This is a genomic window from Flavobacterium sp. RSP15 (assembly GCF_003968755.1).
Classification (GTDB): domain Bacteria; phylum Bacteroidota; class Bacteroidia; order Flavobacteriales; family Flavobacteriaceae; genus Flavobacterium.
Genome location: NZ_RYDL01000011.1, coordinates 52373 through 72732 on the forward strand (window position 1 = coordinate 52373; position 20360 = coordinate 72732).

14 protein-coding genes and 1 riboswitch are annotated in these 20360 nt (G+C 36.2%); of the genes, 9 read left to right on the forward strand and 5 right to left on the reverse strand.

From position 1 onward, the window contains the following. Positions 1–136 precede the first annotated feature (136 nt). From EKM00_RS11560 to EKM00_RS11580, 5 genes are all read left to right on the forward strand, one after another. On the forward strand, positions 137–703 hold the full coding sequence (locus tag EKM00_RS11560) for a DUF3109 family protein (protein ID WP_126516282.1): 567 nt from the start codon (positions 137–139) through the stop codon (positions 701–703). A gap of 261 nt (positions 704–964) precedes the next feature. Further along, positions 965–1942, forward strand: coding sequence for a ribonucleotide-diphosphate reductase subunit beta (locus tag EKM00_RS11565; protein WP_126516283.1), 978 nt, complete (start codon positions 965–967; stop codon positions 1940–1942). A 334-nt stretch (positions 1943–2276) separates the two neighbouring features. Further along, positions 2277–4691, forward strand: coding sequence for a ribonucleoside-diphosphate reductase subunit alpha (locus EKM00_RS11570; protein ID WP_126516284.1), 2415 nt, complete (start codon positions 2277–2279; stop codon positions 4689–4691). 315 nt (positions 4692–5006) lie between these two features. Beyond that, on the forward strand, positions 5007–5501 hold the full coding sequence (locus EKM00_RS11575) for an RDD family protein (protein ID WP_126516285.1): 495 nt from the start codon (positions 5007–5009) through the stop codon (positions 5499–5501). A 54-nt stretch (positions 5502–5555) separates the two neighbouring features. Further along, positions 5556–6251 (forward strand): type 1 glutamine amidotransferase, encoded by a 696-nt coding sequence (locus EKM00_RS11580; protein WP_126516286.1) that lies wholly within the window; start codon positions 5556–5558, stop codon positions 6249–6251. An 83-nt stretch (positions 6252–6334) separates the two neighbouring features. On the opposite strand, the gene metE is transcribed toward EKM00_RS11580, so the two are convergent. Continuing rightward, positions 6335–8659 carry a 5-methyltetrahydropteroyltriglutamate--homocysteine S-methyltransferase gene (gene metE / locus EKM00_RS11585; protein ID WP_126516287.1) on the reverse strand — a complete coding sequence of 775 codons (2325 nt, stop codon included), beginning with the start codon at positions 8657–8659 and terminating at the stop codon, positions 6335–6337. Between the two features lie 187 nt (positions 8660–8846). Continuing rightward, a riboswitch (cobalamin riboswitch) is annotated at positions 8847–9040 on the reverse strand. 211 nt (positions 9041–9251) lie between these two features. On the opposite strand from metE, the gene dgt reads away from it, so the two are divergent. Then, entirely contained in the window at positions 9252–10595 is a 1344-nt protein-coding gene (gene dgt, locus EKM00_RS11590) for a dGTP triphosphohydrolase (RefSeq protein ID WP_126516318.1), read from the forward strand. A gap of 90 nt (positions 10596–10685) precedes the next feature. Continuing rightward, positions 10686–13343 carry a T9SS-dependent M36 family metallopeptidase gene (locus tag EKM00_RS11595; protein WP_126516288.1) on the forward strand — a complete coding sequence of 886 codons (2658 nt, stop codon included), beginning with the start codon at positions 10686–10688 and terminating at the stop codon, positions 13341–13343. Positions 13344–13386: 43 nt separating this feature from the next. On the opposite strand, the gene EKM00_RS11600 is transcribed toward EKM00_RS11595, so the two are convergent. Together EKM00_RS11600 and EKM00_RS11605 are read right to left on the reverse strand one after the other, a co-directional pair. Further along, the gene (locus tag EKM00_RS11600; protein WP_370453936.1) at positions 13387–14337 is read right to left on the reverse strand and encodes a DUF3078 domain-containing protein; all 951 of its coding nucleotides are present in this window, start codon (positions 14335–14337) and stop codon (positions 13387–13389) included. 123 nt (positions 14338–14460) lie between these two features. Then, positions 14461–16242, reverse strand: a complete 1782-nt coding sequence (locus EKM00_RS11605) for a 1-deoxy-D-xylulose-5-phosphate synthase (protein WP_126516289.1) — start codon at positions 16240–16242, stop codon at positions 14461–14463. Between the two features lie 123 nt (positions 16243–16365). On the opposite strand from EKM00_RS11605, the gene EKM00_RS11610 reads away from it, so the two are divergent. Next, positions 16366–16809, forward strand: coding sequence for a nucleoside deaminase (locus EKM00_RS11610; protein ID WP_126516290.1), 444 nt, complete (start codon positions 16366–16368; stop codon positions 16807–16809). A 192-nt stretch (positions 16810–17001) separates the two neighbouring features. On the opposite strand, the gene EKM00_RS11615 is transcribed toward EKM00_RS11610, so the two are convergent. After that, entirely contained in the window at positions 17002–18546 is a 1545-nt protein-coding gene (locus EKM00_RS11615; protein ID WP_126457572.1) for an Rne/Rng family ribonuclease, read from the reverse strand. A gap of 315 nt (positions 18547–18861) precedes the next feature. Then, positions 18862–19152, reverse strand: a complete 291-nt coding sequence (locus EKM00_RS11620; protein ID WP_016989051.1) for an HU family DNA-binding protein — start codon at positions 19150–19152, stop codon at positions 18862–18864. 132 nt (positions 19153–19284) lie between these two features. Between EKM00_RS11620 and mutY the strand changes: the two genes are divergently transcribed. Beyond that, the gene (mutY, locus tag EKM00_RS11625) at positions 19285–20322 is read left to right on the forward strand and encodes an A/G-specific adenine glycosylase (RefSeq protein WP_126516291.1); all 1038 of its coding nucleotides are present in this window, start codon (positions 19285–19287) and stop codon (positions 20320–20322) included. Positions 20323–20360: the final 38 nt, after the last annotated feature.

The window sequence follows — 20360 nt, forward strand, 5'->3', positions numbered from 1 at the left end:
ACTTTTTTTATTTATGGTAAAAGTAGATAATTTCCTTGATTATTTCAGGAATAGCTTTTTAATTTTATTTGGTTTTGTTTTCGAATTTATGAGTTGCTGAGGTGCTTTTTTCAAATTTCTTGAATATCTTTGCGAAATGTTTCAACTAGGAAAAACCATAGTCTCAGAAGACTTGCTCGAAAAAGATTTTGTTTGTAATTTGACTGCTTGTAAAGGCGCTTGTTGCGTTGATGGTGATGCTGGCGCACCATTGAGTTTTGAGGAGACTCAAATCCTCGAATCTATTTATCCAAAGATCAAGCCTTTTTTACGCAAACAAGGAATTGCTGCAATTGAAGCGCAAGGAACTTGGGTAAAAGGTACCGATGGTGATCTTGAAACGCCATTGATTGACGACAAAGATTGTGCCTACACAATCTTTGATGGTAAGACCGCTCTATGTGGTATTGAGCAAGCCTATAATCAAGGAGCAATTAGTTGGAAAAAACCAGTTTCTTGTCATCTGTATCCAGTTCGGGTGAAAGATTTTACGGAGTTTGCCGCTGTTAATTATGACAAATGGGATATTTGTGATCCGGCCTGCTCTTTAGGTCAGGAACTTGAAGTTCCGGTATACAAATTTGTCAAAGAAGCCCTGATTCGTAAATTTGGCGAAGACTGGTATGCTGAACTTGAAAAGGTGGCGCAAGACATGAAAAAATAAGTAAATAAGAATTCTGTTTTTCTTGTTTAATTATTTAAAAAAACTATATTTTACGGTGCACCATCCCTTTAATTATTGTTTAAAATACTGAATTTAAGTGTTTTAAAATTTGTATGAAAAATGTCTTAATTTTTCTATTTGTTAAAAACTATAGGCGATTGTGAATAAGTTTGGCTTTTATTAACCGCAATATTTTACAACCTTTGTATCTCTCAAAAAGCTTAAAAATTTGTTAAAACCTCAAAAAAACAAACAATTATAATGACGCAAATTGAACCAATTTTACAAGAAAATAAAAATCGTTTCGTAATTTTTCCGATAAAACACCATGATATTTGGGAATGGTATAAGAAAATGGAAGCCAGTTTCTGGACGGCTGAAGAAATCGATTTGTCACAAGATTTAAATGACTGGAATAATAAACTTTCTGATGATGAACGTTATTTTGTCAAGCATATTTTAGCATTTTTTGCAGCTTCAGATGGTATTGTAAATGAAAATCTGGCTGAAAATTTTGTAAACGAAGTGCAATATGCGGAAGCGAAATTCTTTTATGGGTTTCAAATCATGATGGAAAACATTCACAGCGAAACCTATTCGTTATTGATTGATACCTATGTAAAAGATGAAGTGGAGAAAGATGAATTATTCAATGCTTTAGAAGTTTTTCCTGCAATTAAGAAAAAAGCGGACTGGGCTTTAAAATGGATTGAATCGGATTCATTTGCTGAAAGGTTAATCGCTTTTGCAGCAGTGGAAGGAATTTTCTTTTCGGGAGCATTTTGTTCTATTTATTGGTTGAAAAAACGTGGATTAATGCCAGGATTGACGTTTTCTAACGAATTGATTTCTCGTGACGAAGGAGTTCACTGTGATTTTGCCGTGCATTTGCACAACCATCACTTGGTGAATAAAGTGCCAAAAGAAAGAATCAGAAGCATTATTGTAGATGCTTTAAATATAGAGAGAGAATTTATCACGGAATCACTTCCGGTGAGTTTAATAGGAATGAATGCAGTGTTAATGACACAGTATTTAGAATTTGTTGCCGACAGATTGTTAGTCGAATTAGGTTGCGACAGAGAATATAACACTACAAACCCATTTGATTTTATGGATATGATTTCGCTTCAAGGAAAAACAAATTTCTTTGAAAAGAAAGTGGCTGAATATCAAAAAGCAGGTGTAATGAACACAGATGGTGATGCTCAAAAAATATCTTTTGACGCCGATTTTTAGATTTTTATCAAACCATGAAGGAATTAAGATCGATTAAGTTTTGTCTTAATTTTTCTAAATATTTTAATGTTAAAGAAATATTTTGATTTTTTAAATCTTAAATGATTTACTGATTTCTTTTTGTTTCTAATACTGATTAGCCCAGATAGTAATGGAAATCCTTTCTAGTCCTGAACTTTTTTCAGGACTAGAAAGATTGCAATGGATAGCTGGATATGGCTCCAAAAAAAATTGAGCAAATGAAACAATAATTGAGATTGTTTCGTTCCTCGCAATGACTAACAAATAACGAAAAACAGCAAAGGGATTTTCTGTTTTAAAAACCAACAAAAGTATGTACGTAGTAAAAAGAGACGGGCACAAAGAGCCTGTAATGTTCGACAAAATCACAGATAGAATTAAAAAACTATGTTATGGTTTGAATGATTTGGTTGATGCCGTAAAAGTCGCAATGCGAGTAATTGAAGGGCTTTATGATGGAGTTTCTACGTCAGAGTTAGATAATTTAGCAGCCGAAACTGCGGCGTCAATGACTATTGCGCATCCTGATTATGCACAGTTGGCAGCGAGAATTGCAATTTCGAATTTGCATTCCAATACAAAAAAATCATTTTCGGAAACAATGAACGATATGTTTCATTATGTAAACCCTAGAAATGGACAAAATGCACCTTTGTTATCAGAGGAAGTGCATCAAGTGATTATGAAAAATGCGGAGTTTTTAGATTCCCATATTATATACAATAGAGATTTTAACTACGATTATTTTGGTTTTAAAACCTTGGAAAGATCATATTTGCTTAAAATAAATGGCAAAATAGTGGAGCGTCCGCAACACATGTTAATGCGTGTTTCGGTTGGGATCCACTTAGATGATTTAGATTCGGTGATTGAGACATACGACTTAATGTCGAAAAAATTCTTTACGCATGCAACGCCTACATTATTCAATGCGGGTACTCCAAAACCTCAGATGTCTTCTTGTTTCCTTCTGGCGATGCAAGACGATAGTATTGACGGGATCTACGATACGTTGAAACAAACGGCAAAAATCTCGCAATCAGCTGGCGGTGTTGGACTTTCTATTCACAATGTAAGAGCAACAGGTTCTTACATTCGAGGCACAAACGGTACGTCAAACGGAATTGTTCCGATGTTGCGTGTTTTTAATGATACGGCACGTTATGTAGATCAAGGTGGTGGAAAACGTAAAGGAAGTTTTGCAATATACATCGAAACGTGGCATGCAGATATTTTCGATTTCCTAGACTTAAAAAAGAATACCGGAAAAGAAGAAATGCGCGCCAGAGATTTGTTCTTTGCCATGTGGACGTCTGATTTATTTATGAAACGAGTTCAAGAAGATAGTTACTGGACGTTGATGTGTCCTAATGAATGTCCGGGATTGTATGATGTGTATGGTGAAGAATTTGAAGCCATGTACATTGATTACGAGAAACGTGGAAAAGGTAGAAAAACCATTAAAGCGCATGAACTTTGGGAGAAAATTCTAGAATCGCAAATCGAAACCGGAACGCCTTACATGTTGTATAAAGATGCCGTCAATAGAAAATCAAACCAGAAAAATTTGGGGACGATTCGTTCTTCGAATTTGTGTACCGAGATTATGGAATTTACATCCAAAGATGAAATTGCAGTTTGTAATCTAGCTTCTCTTTCCTTGCCGATGTTTGTTTCTAATGGAAAGTTTGACCATGAATTGATGTATACCGTTACAAAACGGGTAACTAGAAACTTAAATAAAGTAATCGATAGGAATTATTATCCGGTAATAGAAGGGGAAAATTCTAATAAACGCCACAGGCCAATTGGTCTTGGAGTGCAAGGATTAGCCGATGCTTTCATTATGTTGCGTATGCCGTTTACGAGCGATGAGGCTAAAAAACTGAATCAGGAAATTTTTGAAACATTATACTTTGCTGCGGTAACCGCATCGATGGAAATGGCCAAAGAAGAAGGGCCTTATTCGACATTTAAAGGCTCTCCAATTTCTCAAGGAGAATTCCAATACAATTTGTGGGGAATGAAAGATGAGGAATTATCTGGTCGTTGGGACTGGGCTTCCTTGCGAAAAGAAGTGATGGAACACGGAGTGAGAAACTCGTTGTTAGTGGCGCCAATGCCAACGGCTTCTACATCACAAATTTTGGGTAACAACGAAGCATTCGAACCCTATACTTCTAATATTTACACCAGAAGAGTCCTTTCGGGAGAATTTATTGTGGTAAACAAACACTTGTTGCACGATTTAGTGGAGCGTGGTTTGTGGAACGAAACATTGAAACAAGAATTAATGCGAAATAACGGTTCGGTTCAAGACCTGAATATTCCGCAAGACTTGAAAGAATTGTACAAAACAGTTTGGGAAATGTCGATGAAAGACATTATCGATATGTCCCGTCAGCGTGGATATTTTGTGGATCAATCCCAATCATTGAACTTGTTTATGCAAAATGCCAATTATTCTAAATTGACATCAATGCATTTCTATGCATGGCAATCCGGATTGAAAACGGGAATGTACTATTTAAGAACAAAAGCTGCGGTGGATGCGATTAAATTTACATTAAACAATGATAAAAAAGCAGAGCCAATCGAAATCAAAGAGCAATCAATCGCTGTTCCTGCAGTCGCTGAAGCAGTAGAAATGACTTCGGATGAATACAGAGCCATGCTCGAATTGTCTAAAAATGCAGGTCCGGATGAGTGTGAAATGTGTGGTTCTTAAGTCATTGCGAGGAACGAAGCAATCTCCTAATCAGACCATATTGTTGATGTCAACAAAGAAGTTTTAAAACAAAAAGGCAGTTATTGTAATGATAACTGCTTTTTTTGGAGCTATCTACTTCGTCAGTTCGCTTCGCTCGTGTCCCGCTTTCCGTTGCAATCTTTTTATTCACCAAAAAAAGGTGAATAAAAAGGATTTTCACTTTAATCGGGGCTAAAACACCAAGATTTAACAGTAATATTTGTAAATAATTCACTATATTTGAGATAGTTATTAGCCTTGAAGACTTTTTTATAATAATCAAAACGATAAAAAATGGAAAATAAAAAATTTACTGTTACAGATGATTTATTAGCTTCCAAAAGCCAGCGTCTCCTGAATCTACTTATCGATATATTGATTATTTATATTATAGCAATAAGTATTGTCGCTACCATTAATATAATTGGAGATACAACAAACAGTTATGGGGCATCGAATTGGGTTTCATCATTAAGTTTGATTGAAAATTTATTCTTTGGACTTATTATTTTGTTTTTTTACTATGTATTTACGGAGATGTACTTTTTCAGAACCTTCGCTAAGTATTTTACCAAAACGATTGTAGTACGAGTTGATGGTTCCAAACCTAATACCAAAAACTTTATGATACGAGCAGTATCCCGTCTAAATCCGATGGACCCTTTTTCATTTCTTGGTAAGACAGAAAGGGGTTTGCACGATACTTTATCAGCAACTTATGTGGTAAAAAAACACGAGTTTGCCGCGAAAATTAAAATGTTTGTTCCATCGGATCAAATTGGAGTATAATTCTAGTTCTGAAAGTAATGATTCATTAGTTTTGTAGAATCTGGACGAGACAGTATGAGTAAAAAATTAAATATCCATTGCTTACAGCACGTTCCTTTTGAAGGTCTGGGTTGTATAGAGAATTGGATTCATGAGCACGGGCATTCCCTTTCATATTCCACATTATACCATAATCCGAAATTTCCAAATCTTGATACGATAGACGCCTTGATTATCTTAGGCGGACCCATGAGTATTCATGACGAAGCCAAATTCCCTTGGCTAAAAGACGAAAAAGTATTCATCAAATCCGCAATTGACCGGCGAAAAAAAATAATTGGAATCTGTTTGGGAGCACAATTAATTTCAAATGTGTTGGGAGGAAATATTACGGACAATGAGCAAAAAGAAATTGGCTGGTTTCCGGTTTCAATTTTAGATTCAAATGTTGCAATACTTAATGGTTATCCAAAATCATTTTCTGTTTTTCACTGGCATGGAGAAACGTTTTCAATTCCTGAAAATGCTATTCGCTTAATGGAATCAGAAGCCTGCGCAAATCAAGCTTTTTTATATAATGATCAAGTAGTGGGACTTCAATTCCATTTAGAAGTAACGGATGCCGCTATGAAAAAAATGGCTTTTCATGAGCAATCAGAATTAGTAAAAGACACTTATGTTCAAACCTATGATGAGATCGTAAGTAATACTACATTTATAAAAGAAAATAATCAACTTATGTTTTCGCTTTTAGATAATTTGTTTAAATAGAAGCAGATTCTTTTTTAAAACAAAACCTAGTAAATTGCGGATCTACTAGGTTTTTATTTTAGTGCTAACCTGAATTCAGGTTGTTAAACGATTGCAATGTTTGCTACAGCAATTCTCATCTTTTGAGCTGCGGCTACCATTTCGATTAAAGCCTTTTTAGTTTCGTCCCAATGACGGGTTTTTAAACCACAATCTGGATTGACCCAAAGTTGGTCAACAGGAATCACTGCTGAAGCTTTTTCTAATAGCTTCACCATTTCGGAACTGGCAGGAACACGAGGCGAGTGAATGTCATACACGCCAGGTCCTATTTCGTTTGGATAATTGAAATCGGCGAAAGCATCCAGTAATTCCATTTGCGAACGCGAGCATTCTATAGTGATCACATCGGCATCCATATCGGCAATATTCTGTATGATGTCATTGAATTCGCTGTAGCACATGTGGGTATGGATTTGGGTATCATCTTGTACACCACTTGCGGCAATTCTAAACGCTTTTACAGCCCAATCCAAATAGGTTGCCCATTCTTCTTTACGTAAAGGCAATCCTTCTCGAATGGCCGGTTCGTCAATTTGAATAATCTTTATTCCTGCCTTTTCTAAGTCGACTACTTCATCTCTAATCGCCAATGCAATTTGGGTACAGGTTTCCGCGCGCGACTGATCGTTACGGACAAAGGACCACTGCAAAATAGTCACGGGACCGGTTAGCATTCCTTTTACCCATTTTGGCGTAAGCGATTGTGCAAAGGCTGACCATTTCACAGTCATTGGGTTTGGACGTGAGACATCGCCATAAATAACTGGAGGTTTCACACAACGGCTGCCGTAACTTTGTACCCAGCCGTTTTTGGTAAACGTAAATCCGTCTAATTGCTCTCCAAAATATTCCACCATGTCATTGCGTTCAAATTCTCCGTGAACCAATACGTCAATGCCAGTTTCTTCTTGAAAGCGAATCGTTTCTTCGGTTTCTTTTTGGAGTAAATCATCATATTGTTGTGGGCTTAATTCGCCTTTTTTGAACTTTGCTCTCCAGCTGCGGACTTCGGTAGTTTGTGGAAAAGAACCAATAGTAGTAGTTGGGAATAACGGAAGATTCAACACGTCTATTTGTTTTTTTCTTCTAATTTGAAACGGATTTTCTCTTTGATCATCACCAATTGCAATGCTGGCAACCCGATTTTTCACCGCATTATTATGGATTAATTTTGATGTTTTTCTGTTTTCGTTGGCAATAGTATTTTCTTCAAAACGGATAGAATTATTGATGTCTATTTCATTCAAAGCAAAATATTTTAGTAAAACGATCTCTTCTGTTTTTTGTTTGGCAAAAGCCAGCCATTGCTTGACCTCAGGAGTTAGTGTTGCGTTGTTCGTTTCTAAATCTAAATCACATGGCGAGTGAATCAGGGAGCACGATGGTGCAATTAAGATTCTGTTTTCGCCAAGTGCGTCAGTTGCTTTCTGAATAAGGGCTAACGATTTTTTGAAATCATTTTTCCAAATATTTCTACCATCTACAACACCAAGGGAAAGACTGACAGTATTAGACAATTGTCCCGATTCTAAGATGTCATCCAATTGCGAGTGACAACGGACTAAATCCAAATGTAAAGTATGAACAGGTAGCGCAAGAACGGTTTCAAGATTTTCGCCAAAGCAATCGAAATAGTTTGCCAGAATTAATTTGATTTTAGGGAAACGTTTGTTTATTTCGGAGTAAACATAAGTTATAGCATTTCTTTCTTTGTCAGTTAGATTCAAAGCCAAAAACGGTTCGTCAAATTGGATCCATTCCACATTTTCATTTTCCAGTTTTTGAAGGATTTCAAAATATACCGGTAGCAATTTATCGATAAGTTCTATTCTATGAAAACCTTCTTCTTTTTCTTTTCCAAGAAGTAAATAAGTAACAGGCCCTATAAGTACCGGTTTTGTTGTAATTCCTAAAGCATTAGCTTCTTTGAATTCATCTATTATTTTTTCGGAGAATAATTTGAATTCTTGATCTTTTGTGAATTCTGGTACGATGTAATGGTAGTTGGTGTCAAACCATTTTGTCATTTCCATGGCGACCACATCTTGTCCTTCTTTCTGCGAACCTCTAGCCATGGCAAAATACAAATCGATATTGGAGTTTGTTTTGGCTAATTCTTGATAGCGCTTAGGAATAACACCCAAGGTAAGTGATAAGTCCAGTACTTGATCGTAAAACGAAAAGTCATTTGAAGGGATTAAATCGATTCCGAACTCCGCTTGTAATTGCCAGTTTTCTTTTCGGATAGTAGTACCTACAGCCAAAAGTTCGTCTACTGAAATTTTTCCTGCCCAATACGATTCACAGGCTTTTTTTAATTCTCTGTTGCTACCAATTCGCGGGTAGCCAAGATTGTTTGTTAGCATTTTGTTGCTTTTTAAATGATGAATAAATCAATTAAAAGCTCTTGATGCATTTCAGAATGCTTGTTAGAGATGAAAAGTAGAAAGGAAAATACGTTGCAAAAGAGAAATGCACAATAAAGCATAAAGAGTCATGCTTATTGTGTTCAGAACGCACCATACCTGACTGTTGCTTCAAATCGCGAAAGCATTGTCAATTCGATAAAAGGCAGGTCTCCTGACTTGTAACATTTTTATCATCCTTCCCATTTGCCATTGGCATACAGTGGATCGTATTTCAGATAAAAACTTTTTGTGTTACTTACAGTTGCGCGACAGTTCGTGATTTACACACGATTCCCTATTAATCTACAGTTAAGTAAAACCCTTATCGGTTGATGAAGAAATAAATTAAGAACTTAAATTAGATGCAAAAGTAACACTAATCCTTTAAATATTTTTTCGATAGGTTTATTAATTTGTTATATTTAGGATATTGCACTAATAGGATCCGACACTTTAGATTTTTTATATAAACTAAATCATACCTGACTTTATTTCACTTGTTAATAATTCTATTTCTGCTATCTTTGGAAATAAATTTTAAAAAGGAATGATGCACTGGGAACAACTTTTATCACTAAAACGACAAGGAGACAAAGGCAAAAGATTACGGATAGAACAAGATGACACCCGATTGGGTTTTGAGGTGGATTACGACCGTATTATCTTCTCGGCTGCTTTCAGGAGTTTACAAGATAAAACACAAGTTATTCCGTTGTCAAAAACTGATTTTGTACACACCAGATTGACGCACAGTTTAGAAGTTTCTGTAGTGGGACGTTCATTAGGGCGATTGGTGGGTAAGAAAATCATCGAGAAATATCCGCATTTACAAGAAGTGCATGGCTATCACATGAATGATTTTGGGGCTATAGTTGCCGCTGCATCATTGGCTCATGATATTGGGAATCCGCCTTTTGGGCATTCCGGTGAGAAAGCAATTGGAGAATATTTTTCCATTGGAAAAGGACAACAATACAAAGACCAGCTCACTGCAAAAGAATGGCAGGATTTAATTGATTTTGAAGGGAATGCGAATGGTTTTTCGGTGCTGACGGCTAGTCGTCCTGGTATTGAAGGCGGACTTCGAATATCCTACGCAACTCTTGGGGCTTTTATGAAGTATCCTAAAGAAAGTTTACCCAAAAAACCAACCAAAGACATTGCCGACAAAAAATATGGTTTCTTTCAAACGGATAAAGCTTTTTTTCAAGATGTGGCTTTAGATATGGGATTGATTCCAAATAAAATAGGAAGCGATATTGGTTTTGAAAGACATCCCTTGGCGTATTTAGTCGAAGCGGCAGATGACATTTGTTATACCATTATTGATTTTGAAGACGGAATCAATTTAGGATTAGTTTCCGAAGATTTTGCCTTGGAATATTTAATAAAATTGGTGAAAGACAGCATTGATACTTCAAAATACAAGACTTTAGAAACCAAAGAAGATAGAATAAGTTATTTGCGCGCTCTGGCAATTGGAAGTTTAATCAATGATGCCGTAAAAGTATTTGTCGAAAATGAAGTGCTGATCCTGAATGGCAAATTCCCGTATGCCATAATGGATAAAAGCAAATACAAAGCGCAGATGGGCGATATTATCAAAATAAGTGTGGATAATATTTACCAAAGTCGGGAAGTCATTGAGAAAGAAATCGTAGGCTACCAGATTATTCAAACCTTGTTGGATAAATTTATAACGGCTTTCAATAATAAATTTGATGGAAATGCATCTAATTACGACTCTTTAATTCTGAAAATGTTGCCTGAAAAGCATCATTTGGAAAAAGAAAATTTATACGGAAGATTATTACATATTTGTCATTTTATTTCTTTACTGACAGATGGAAATGCGTTATTGTTTTATAAAACAATTACTGCTGTTAAAGATTAACAATTGTCTACTAATCATTAATTTGTTATTGTAGATTAAAAAAATTAGATTTGTTTTCAGATTTTATCATTGATGAATTAATAGATTTTTATGAAAAAAATTATATTTTTTTTAGTTTTTTTAACGAATTTTTTTGCTTTAGCGCAATCGAATCCTTTAATTATTCAACGTTATTTAAATACTCCGAATGCTAAAATTAATGTTTCGAAAAGCGATTTTCAGGATTGGGTAATACAAAGCGATGGTGGAGCGACCAGCTCCGGAATACAAAATTGTTATGTAGTGCAACGTTATAAAGGTATTGAAATCTTTAGGGCAGTTTCTAATTTTTCAATACAGAATAGTGAAGTTATTGATGTTCAAAAACGAATAGTTGATGGTGTTTCTAAAAAAGTAAATACAACCAAGCCTTCATTATCGGCAGTAAATGCTCTGACTAAAGCGTATTCGCTCTTAGGCATGAAAGCCGATGAAATTTTCACTGTTATAGAAAATAAAGAAGCTCATAAATTTAAAATAAGCAATGGGTTAGGCATTCATGAGCCAGTCACTGCTAATTTAGTTTTTCATCAATCCAGTAATGGTAAGTTAATTTTGGCGTGGGATTTTACCATTTATACACGCACTCATGACCATATTTGGAGCGTGAGAATTGACGCCACCGATGGGGGACTGTTAGAAAAAAATGATTTTGTTATTTCTTGCAGCTTTGATCATAATAAAGCAATCACTCATTCCCATGAGTCTTGGGCAAATTCATTTGACTCCAGTTACAAACAAATTTTTTCGGCCTCTCCAATGCAGACAGCAAGTGGTTCCTACCGAGTGATACCATTCAATTTTGAAAGTCCCAGCCATTCTGCTTTTCAACTTGTTTCGAATCCAGCGAACAGCAATGCATCTCCATTTGGCTGGCATGATGTTGATGGTGTGGCGGGACATGAATTTACGATAACCAGAGGAAATAATGTATGGGCTAAAGAGGATTTTGGCAGCACTAATTCAACTTCAGGTTATAGCCCTTCAGGTGGAGCATCGCTACTTTTTGATTTTCCCTATGGCGGTACAAATGTACAGGCATCAACCTATATAGACGCGGCAATTACGAACCTTTTTTATATGAATAATGTCATGCATGATGTTTGGTATCAATATGGTTTTGATGAAGCAAATGGAAATTTTCAAGCGAATAATTACAGTCGTGGCGGAAAAGAGACGGATCAAGTTAATGCTGATGCACAAGATGGCTCATTAGTGGTACCCATGAGTTTAAATAATGCTAATTTTTCAACTCCGGTGGATGGGAATAGCGGAAGAATGCAGATGTTTCTATGGGACCGAGGTCCAGAAATTAAGCCAATTATTGTAAATTCACCATCAAGTATTGCTGGAAGTTATGTAGCAAGACAAAACTCCTTTAACCCAGGACGTGTTGATTTGCCTGTCGCTCCCAATTTCCTGCAATCTGATGTAGTGCTCTACTTAGATAGTACGGGCGGCACCTCCCAAGGGTGTGTAGCACCTTCTAATGCTGCGGCAATGAGTGGGAAAATTGTCATTTTAAGAAGAGGAAATTGTACGTTTGCAGTAAAAGTAAAAGCGGCCCAAAATGCAGGGGCTGTTGCTGTAATTGTTGTTAATAATGTTACTGGAGATTTAATTATGTCAGGAGCTGATGAATCAATTACCATACCTGCCATAAGTGTTACTCAGTTCATTGGGGAGAATATTATAACCCAGATGCAGACTCAAACCGTGAATATAAAAATTCAATTAGAGGCTTCTTCTTTCATAAATTCAGATGGTGATTTCGATAATGGGATTATTGCACACGAATATGGTCATGGAATTTCTACTCGTCTGGCCGGTGGGAGCAATAACTCCAGTTGTTTGAATAATACGGATCAAATGGGAGAAGGCTGGTCTGATTGGTTTGCATTAATGATGCAAATTAAACCGGGTGATGTTAGTGGAGCAAGAAGAGGAATAGGGACTTTTGTTTCTTCACAAGCCACAGACGGCAGGGGAATACGAGATTTTCAGTATTCTACGGACAGAACGATTAATCCAATGACATACGCCAGTACCAATAATTATCAGTTTATTGACGCAGATAATGTATCAAAAACCTCCGTACACGGGGTAGGTTCCGTTTGGGCTACGATGCTGTGGGATTTAACGTGGGCTTATGTCAGTAAATATGGTTTTGATAATAATAAATATACAGGATCAGGCGGGAATAATAGAATTATGCGAATTGTATTAGATGGAATCAAATTACAAGCTTGCAGTCCTACTTTTGTGGATGCAAGAAATGCTATTATAGCCGCAGATCAGGCAATAACAGGCGGTAAGGATTACTGCTTAATTTGGGAAGTTTTTGCTGCCAGAGGTCTTGGGGTTAATGCATCTGCCGGAGATAGAAATATAGGCAATGATCAATCGGAGGATTTTACAAGACCCGCATCAGGACCAAATTGCGCCTTAGCGGTAGACAACTTTGAGAGTGATGTGATGCGTGTATTTCCAAACCCATCCAAAGGGCCAATAACAATTAAAATTGATCAATACTCAGGGAGGGTAAATATCCAAGTAATAGATCTTAACGGACGAGTGGTTTATGATGTTAAAAACCAAGAATTCAGTAGAGCAAAATCAATTGATTTAAGTGCATTGGCAACCGGGATTTATATATTGGATATAAAAGGGGAAAATTTACATTACGTTGAAAAAATAATTAAAAAATGATCGTACAAATTTTAAAGCCCTGAAAAAATTTTTCAGAATTTTTTTAGAACAAATATTGTATTCCAACACCTATAGCTTGCCGTACTTGTACTTTTGGGCCTTCAGTGACTTGAATTCCCGCTATTTCTCTTTTTGATTTAATGTCATCATCATAAATAATATGTGCGCCAATATTCGCTTTTACGTACTGGTTTACCACTAATTCAAATTGGAGGTCGTAATCGATATCTATGTTGCCAAAATGATTCACATAATCAGAATATAAACTGAGGCGATTTTCTAAATGAATATTTTTAAAAATTTCTTTTTTCAGATGCCCCGTAAATAAAAATCCGAGCTCTGTTCTGGATTTTTCTCCTTTTTCGATCAAATTTCCGTTCAGATCGTAAATGGCTTTAGTGACACCAAAAGCACCTTGATTCGCTAATCTTTGATCTAAAACCAAGGTTGTTTTAAATGTAAATGGGGAAATATAAAACGTTCTTTTTTTCTCTTTATTTATATTCTCAGCTCCTATTCCCATGAAGGCATAAGCGGGTGCAAAGGGCTTTGATATTGCAGTTTGAGTATTTGGATAAGAATAACCATTAGTGAACTGCGTATTGAAATTTAATTTTGCGGAATGGTACCAATTCGAAAGGGTGTCTTTTCGATAACCAAATGTTGAGTTTAATAAAAAGGCATCATCCGTTTTTCTTACTTCGATGCGGTCTTGTTTGTTTAAACCATATCGGATTAAAAGTTCATTAGTCCAATTGTAATTGCTTCGGTTGTACGTTCTCAGAAATTTTCCGTTGAACAACCCGGAAACGGAGCTTGTTCCTCCGGGACTCCAGTTGATAAAAGCGACTTCGGATATGTCAAATCCTAAACTATTTTTTTTTGTCCAATAGGATAAAGGAACATATGGTTTCTTAGTTCGTATATTGACTACTACGGTCAGCGGTCTCTTTACTTTTGTGAGTGTTGTTACAGGTTCAAGTGCAGTTTTCATACTACTGACTGTTGCTTCTTGGGAAAAACTATTTATAGAAATCAAAAATAAAAAAAGTAAAAATGCAGTAGGGAGTAATTTCATTACGGGGGAGATTAAATTTAAACGTGCAAAATAATTATTTTAATAGCTTGAAAAAAGGATTTCAAGACTTTTAACGTCAATTTTGCAATATTGTTGTAATTCAGCCACTGTTCCCTGTTCAATAAATTCGTCAGGAATGCCTAATATTTTTATTTTTGAAGTGTAATTATTTTGGGAAGCAAATTCAAGTATAGCACTCCCAAAACCGCCATTTACAACGCCGTCTTCTAGCGTGATTATAGTTGAAAATTCAGTAAAAATGGTATGTAGTGCTTTTTCGTCTAATGGTTTGACAAATGAAAAATCATAATGGGCAATGGTTTCCTGATGGTCTGTCTTGGCTATAGCCAAAGTGACATTGTGACCAATAGTTCCATTTGATAATACTGCGATATGTGTTCCTTTTTTAATACAAATGCTTTCTCCAATTGCTATTTTTTTATACTTTCCCAGATGTTGATCTTGCCAATTCTGAATCACACCGCGACCTCTTGGATAACGGATAGCGATGGGCTGATTCAATCCCAGTTGTGCAGTATAGAGAATGTTTTGAAGCGCTATTTCGTTCATGGGGGAATAGATAATCATATTAGGAATACAGCGCAAATAAGCAAGATCAAAAACACCGTGATGCGTTGCGCCGTCTTCTCCCACTAATCCCGCTCTGTCCAAACAGAAAATTACCGGTAAGTTTTGCAGTGCTACGTCATGAATGACTTGGTCGTATGCTCTTTGCAAAAAAGTAGAATAAATATTGCAAAATACGATCATTCCTTGTGCCGCCATTCCGGCCGCTAAGGTAACGGCATGTTGCTCGGCGATTCCTACATCAAAGGCGCGTTTTGGGAAAGCTTCCATCATGAATTTGAGGGAACTTCCCGAAGGCATTGCAGGTGTAATTCCTATTATTTTTTCGTTTTTTCGGGCCAAATCCAATACGGTCAAGCCAAAAACATCCTGGTATTTCGGCGGTAAATTCTCTTCTGATTTGATGTGAATTTCCCCAGTTGTAGCGTCAAATTTCCCCGGCGCATGGTATTTAACCTGATTTTCTTCGGCTTGTTGCAGTCCTTTACCTTTGGTGGTGATGATATGGAGAAATTTTGGTCCTTTTACTTTTTGCAAGCGTTTGAGTTCCTTGATAACCGCAAAAAGATTATGCCCGTCAATAGGACCCGAATAATCAAAATTCAATGATTTAATCATGTTGTTCTGCCTCGGATTTTTCCCTTCTTTTACGGCAGTAAGATACTTTTTTAACGCACCAACGCTCGGGTCAATGCCGATGGCATTATCATTAAGGATCACCAGTAAATTAGCATCAGTAACTCCGGCGTGATTTAATCCTTCAAAAGCCATTCCTGATGCGATGGAGGCATCTCCAATCACTGCAATATGTTGTTTATCGTATTCGCCTTTCAAATTAGAAGCGATCGCCATTCCTAATGCTGCTGAAATGGAAGTCGAAGAATGTCCTACGCCAAAAGCATCGTAAATACTTTCACTTCTTTTTGGGAAACCGGAAATACCGCCGAGTTGCCTGTTGGTATGAAAATTTTCTCTTCGGCCGGTGAGTATTTTATGTCCGTATGCCTGATGGCCTACATCCCAAACTAACAAATCATTTGGTGTGTCAAACACATAATGCAAAGCGATGGTGAGTTCAACAACACCCAAACTGGCCCCAAGATGGCCTTCTTTTGCGGCTACAATATCAATTATGAAATTGCGTAATTCTTGAGCGACCTGAGGAAGTTGAGCTTCGTCGAGCTGGCGTAAATCGGTTGGATTGTTTATGTTTGAAAGTAAATTATCTGACATAAAGCAAAGGTACGATTTGAAATTGTATTTTTACATTTGATAAAAAACTTGTTTTATAAAGAATCACAAAATAAAGCGAAGATTTGCAAAGAACTTAAATATGCGAATTCGCGGACTTATACTATGATAAATCCTTTCACCGATGAATATTTCATGAAAAAAGCGTTGCAGGAAGCCGAAATGGCTTTTGACAAAGACGAAATTCCTGTTGGCGCTCTAATTGTAATTGATAATAAAGTCATTGCTCGAGGTCATAATTTAACCGAATTACTCCATGATGTTACGGCTCATGCCGAAATGCAATCCATAACTGCCGCAGCTAATTATCTTGGCGGAAAATATTTAATAGGATGCACACTTTATGTTACACTGGAACCTTGCCAGATGTGCGCCGGCGCTTTGTACTGGAGTCAGATTTCGAGAATTGTGTATGGAGCCACTGATGAAAATAGGGGTTTTGTGAAAATGGGAACACAATTGCATCCTAAAACAACTGTTGTAAAAGGAGTTTTGGCAAATGAAGCTTCGGAGTTGATGAAGCGGTTTTTTGTGGAGAGAAGAAAATAATTCTATTTACACAAATCTCTAGCCCAGATAGCAGTGGAAATCCTTTTCTTTTTTTCTTTAAAAAAGAAAAGATTGTAACGTATAGCTGGATTAGCTCCAGATTGCTTCGTCCCTCGCAATGACCGCTTGCTTCGAAAAATCTCGCAATGACCCACAAAAAAACCGCCAATCTTACGAAAGGCGGTTTATAATTTATTCTATGACAGCATTTTCTTTTTTGTCGTAGAAATGATATTCTAAATACGTGTAAGCATCACGAGGTATGATTTTCACCCACTTTTTATGTTCAAGAAACCATTTTGAACGTAATGATGGAAAACCTTTGGTAAGGTATGCGGCCACAAACGGATGTACATTAAGCACAACATCTTTGTGGTTTTTTAATACTCTTTCCAGATCAAAAGCGATTTTATCAATGATTTGAATCGGCGCTTCAATTTCGCCACTTTCATTGTTTGGATCTTCTTCTCTGGTCTTAATATTTACTTCTGGTCGTACTCTTTGTCTTGTAATTTGAACTAGTCCAAATTTGCTAGGGGGTAAGATCTTATGTTTTGCTTTATCATCGCTCATTTCTTCCCTGAGGAAGTCGAACAACACTTTGCGATTTTCAGGATTCGACATGTCGATAAAATCAACCACAATGATTCCGCCCATATCACGAAGACGCAGTTGTCTCGCAATTTCGGCTGCTGCTATCATGTTGACTTCCATGGCTGTATCTTCCTGGTTGGTAGCTTTATTAGAACGGTTTCCGCTGTTTACGTCTATAACGTGCAAGGCTTCAGTATGTTCGATAATAAGATACGCCCCTTTACTCATGGATACTGTTTTTCCAAAAGAAGTTTTGATTTGTCTCTCTATGTTGTATTTCTCAAAAATAGGTGTGTCATTTGATTGATAAAACTTCACTATTGATTGTTTCGAAGGGGCAATTTCTTGCAAATAATCCTTCGTTTGGTTGTACAACTCTTCATCATCAATTTGAATACCACTAAAGGTATCATTAAATACATCTCTTAATATCGAAGAGGCTCTATTGAGTTCTCCTAATACTTTTGAAGGATGATGAGCAGTTGGTAATTTTTTACACATTGCAGTCCATCTGCTGAGCAGGTTCTGCAAATCTTTTTCTAATTCGGCTGTATTTTTGCCTTCGGCTACTGTGCGAACAATAACACCAAATCCTTTTGGTTTGATGGATTGTACTAATCGTTTCAAGCGTTCTTTTTCTTTTTTGTCTTCTATTTTTTGAGAAATAGAAACACGATCAGAAAACGGAACCAAAACTATAAATCTTCCGGCAAGAGAAAGCTCAGCGCTAATCCTTGGTCCTTTGGTAGATATAGGTTCTTTAACAACTTGTACTAAAACAGATTGATTGGCGCTCAAAACATCAGTAATGGTACCATCTTTGTCTATTTCTTTTTCAAACTGAAAGTTTTTTAGGGAGAAATCTTTTAATTTACCTGCGCTTACAAGTTTTATGAATTTCAGTTGGGAAGCTAAATTGGGTCCTAAATCATGATAATGTAAAAAGGCATCTTTTTCAAAGCCAACATTTACAAAAGCAGCATTTAGTCCGGCAACGGGTTTCCTGATTTTGGCAATAAAAATATCGCCAACTTGGAAGTTGCTTTTTTCTTCTTCTTTGTGTAATTCAATTAGTTTTCCATCTTTTAATAAGGCAAAATCTACGGCTTCGGAACTAGATCGGATGATTAATTCTTTATTCACGCTGTACATTTTTATCTATTCGCTGTGGCGAACAAATGGATTAAACAATATTTTTAACAGGTATTGAACCCGGGGAAAATTAGCTGGCAGTTTGCAGTGTTAAGTTCGCAGTTGACTGACTACTAAAAACTGAATACTGATTACTAACTTTCAATTTCAATGAACATTTAAAAAGAAAAAAGTAGTTTAAAACTACTTTTTCTTTTTGTGACGATTAGCTCTCGCTCTTTTTTTACGTTTGTGAGTTGCTACCTTATGTCTCTTTCTTTTTTTACCACTTGGCATATCTTATGATTTTATGATTAATTAATATTATTATTTTGCTTCGTTATTTATTTTCACCCCTTCAACAAAAACTTTTGCAGGTTTGAATGCAGGAATGTTGTGTGCAGGAATTTTTATTGTAGTATTTTTAGAAATGTTTCTTCCAGTTTTCTCTGCTCTGGTTTTCACTATAAAGCTTCCAAAACCTCTTAAATAAACATTGTCTCCAGTTTCTAATGAATTTTTTACTTCATTCATAAAAGTCTCTACAGTTGCCTGTACATCTCCCTTTTCAAGACCTAATTTTTCTGAAATTTTTGCTACGATATCTGCTTTCGTCATTTTCTTTCCTATTTATAATGTTGTACTATTTTTTTGAGTTTGCAAATATAGGAATTTAAAAAACAATTATTCAAGCTAATTCATTAAATTTTAATCACATAAACTTTTACTTTTGTAGTCTAATATTTAAAAATGAATTTTTATAACCTGCTGATAAAATGGTATTTACAAAATAAACGGGATTTGCCATGGCGAAACACTACGGATCCGTATCCTATTTGGCTCTCCGAAATCATGTTGCAGCAGACACGCGTTGCCCAAGGAATGCCTTATTTTATGTCTTTTACTACCGCTTTTCCTACTGTTTTTGATTTAGCAAAAGCTAATGAAGAGCATGTTTTGAAACTTTGGCAGGGATTAGGATATTATTCCAGAGCGCGAAATTTGCATAAAACGGCTCAATATGTGGCCTCAGATTTAGGGGGAAGTTTTCCGGATAACTATGCGGATTTACTAAAATTAAAAGGTATTGGGGAATATACCGCTGCGGCCATCGCTTCTTTTTCTTATAACGAAGCCGTTCCGGTTGTTGATGGAAATGTATTCCGAGTTTTATCGCGTTATTTCGATATAGATACAGATATTGCTCAGGCTTCTGCCAAAAAAAAATTCGCCGCTTTGGCATTTGAACTGATGCCAAAAGATAACCCGGCAACCTTCAATCAAGCCATTATGGAATTTGGGGCTTTGCAATGTGTTCCTAAAAGTCCAAATTGCGGTATTTGTGTTTTTAACGAAAGTTGCGCTGCTTTGCAAAAAAACAAAGTTAATCAGTTGCCTGTTAAGACTAAAAAACTAAAAGTGAGAAGCCGTTACTTTAATTATCTGGTTGTTGCAGATGAAAATGACAACACCATAATTCAAAAACGAACAGACAAAGGAATTTGGCACAATCTCTATGAATTTCCTTTGATAGAAACCGAAAAAGAGGAAGATTTTGATTGTGTTAGCGAAGCTATTCAAGCGGATTATTTTAAAGAAAATACTGTCGTAAGTATGTTAGAATACAACGAAAAAAGTATCCTTCATAAATTGTCACACCAGCATTTACATATTAAGTTTTGGAAAGTGAAAATTGAAGGAACAATTGAAAACGGAATTGACGTTGAAACTTTGAGAACTTTTCCTTTTCCAATTGTGATTCATAATTTTATTGAAAAGGATTTATAGAGTTTCTAAAAAACTGTATCTTTGATTAAACACTAGAT

Bases quoted from the DNA above. Each gene is read 5' to 3' on its own strand.
- EKM00_RS11560 (WP_126516282.1), top strand. From the start codon at position 137: ATGTTTCAACTAGGAAAAACCATAGTCTCAGAAGACTTGCTCGAAAAA.
- EKM00_RS11565 (WP_126516283.1), top strand. From the start codon at position 965: ATGACGCAAATTGAACCAATTTTACAAGAAAATAAAAATCGTTTCGTA.
- EKM00_RS11570 (WP_126516284.1), top strand. From the start codon at position 2,277: ATGTACGTAGTAAAAAGAGACGGGCACAAAGAGCCTGTAATGTTCGAC.
- EKM00_RS11575 (WP_126516285.1), top strand. From the start codon at position 5,007: ATGGAAAATAAAAAATTTACTGTTACAGATGATTTATTAGCTTCCAAA.
- EKM00_RS11580 (WP_126516286.1), top strand. From the start codon at position 5,556: ATGAGTAAAAAATTAAATATCCATTGCTTACAGCACGTTCCTTTTGAA.
- metE (WP_126516287.1), bottom strand. From the start codon at position 8,659: ATGCTAACAAACAATCTTGGCTACCCGCGAATTGGTAGCAACAGAGAA.
- dgt (WP_126516318.1), top strand. From the start codon at position 9,252: ATGCACTGGGAACAACTTTTATCACTAAAACGACAAGGAGACAAAGGC.
- EKM00_RS11595 (WP_126516288.1), top strand. From the start codon at position 10,686: ATGAAAAAAATTATATTTTTTTTAGTTTTTTTAACGAATTTTTTTGCT.
- EKM00_RS11600 (WP_370453936.1), bottom strand. From the start codon at position 14,337: ATGAAAACTGCACTTGAACCTGTAACAACACTCACAAAAGTAAAGAGA.
- EKM00_RS11605 (WP_126516289.1), bottom strand. From the start codon at position 16,242: ATGTCAGATAATTTACTTTCAAACATAAACAATCCAACCGATTTACGC.
- EKM00_RS11610 (WP_126516290.1), top strand. From the start codon at position 16,366: ATGATAAATCCTTTCACCGATGAATATTTCATGAAAAAAGCGTTGCAG.
- EKM00_RS11620 (WP_016989051.1), bottom strand. From the start codon at position 19,152: ATGACGAAAGCAGATATCGTAGCAAAAATTTCAGAAAAATTAGGTCTT.
- mutY (WP_126516291.1), top strand. From the start codon at position 19,285: ATGAATTTTTATAACCTGCTGATAAAATGGTATTTACAAAATAAACGG.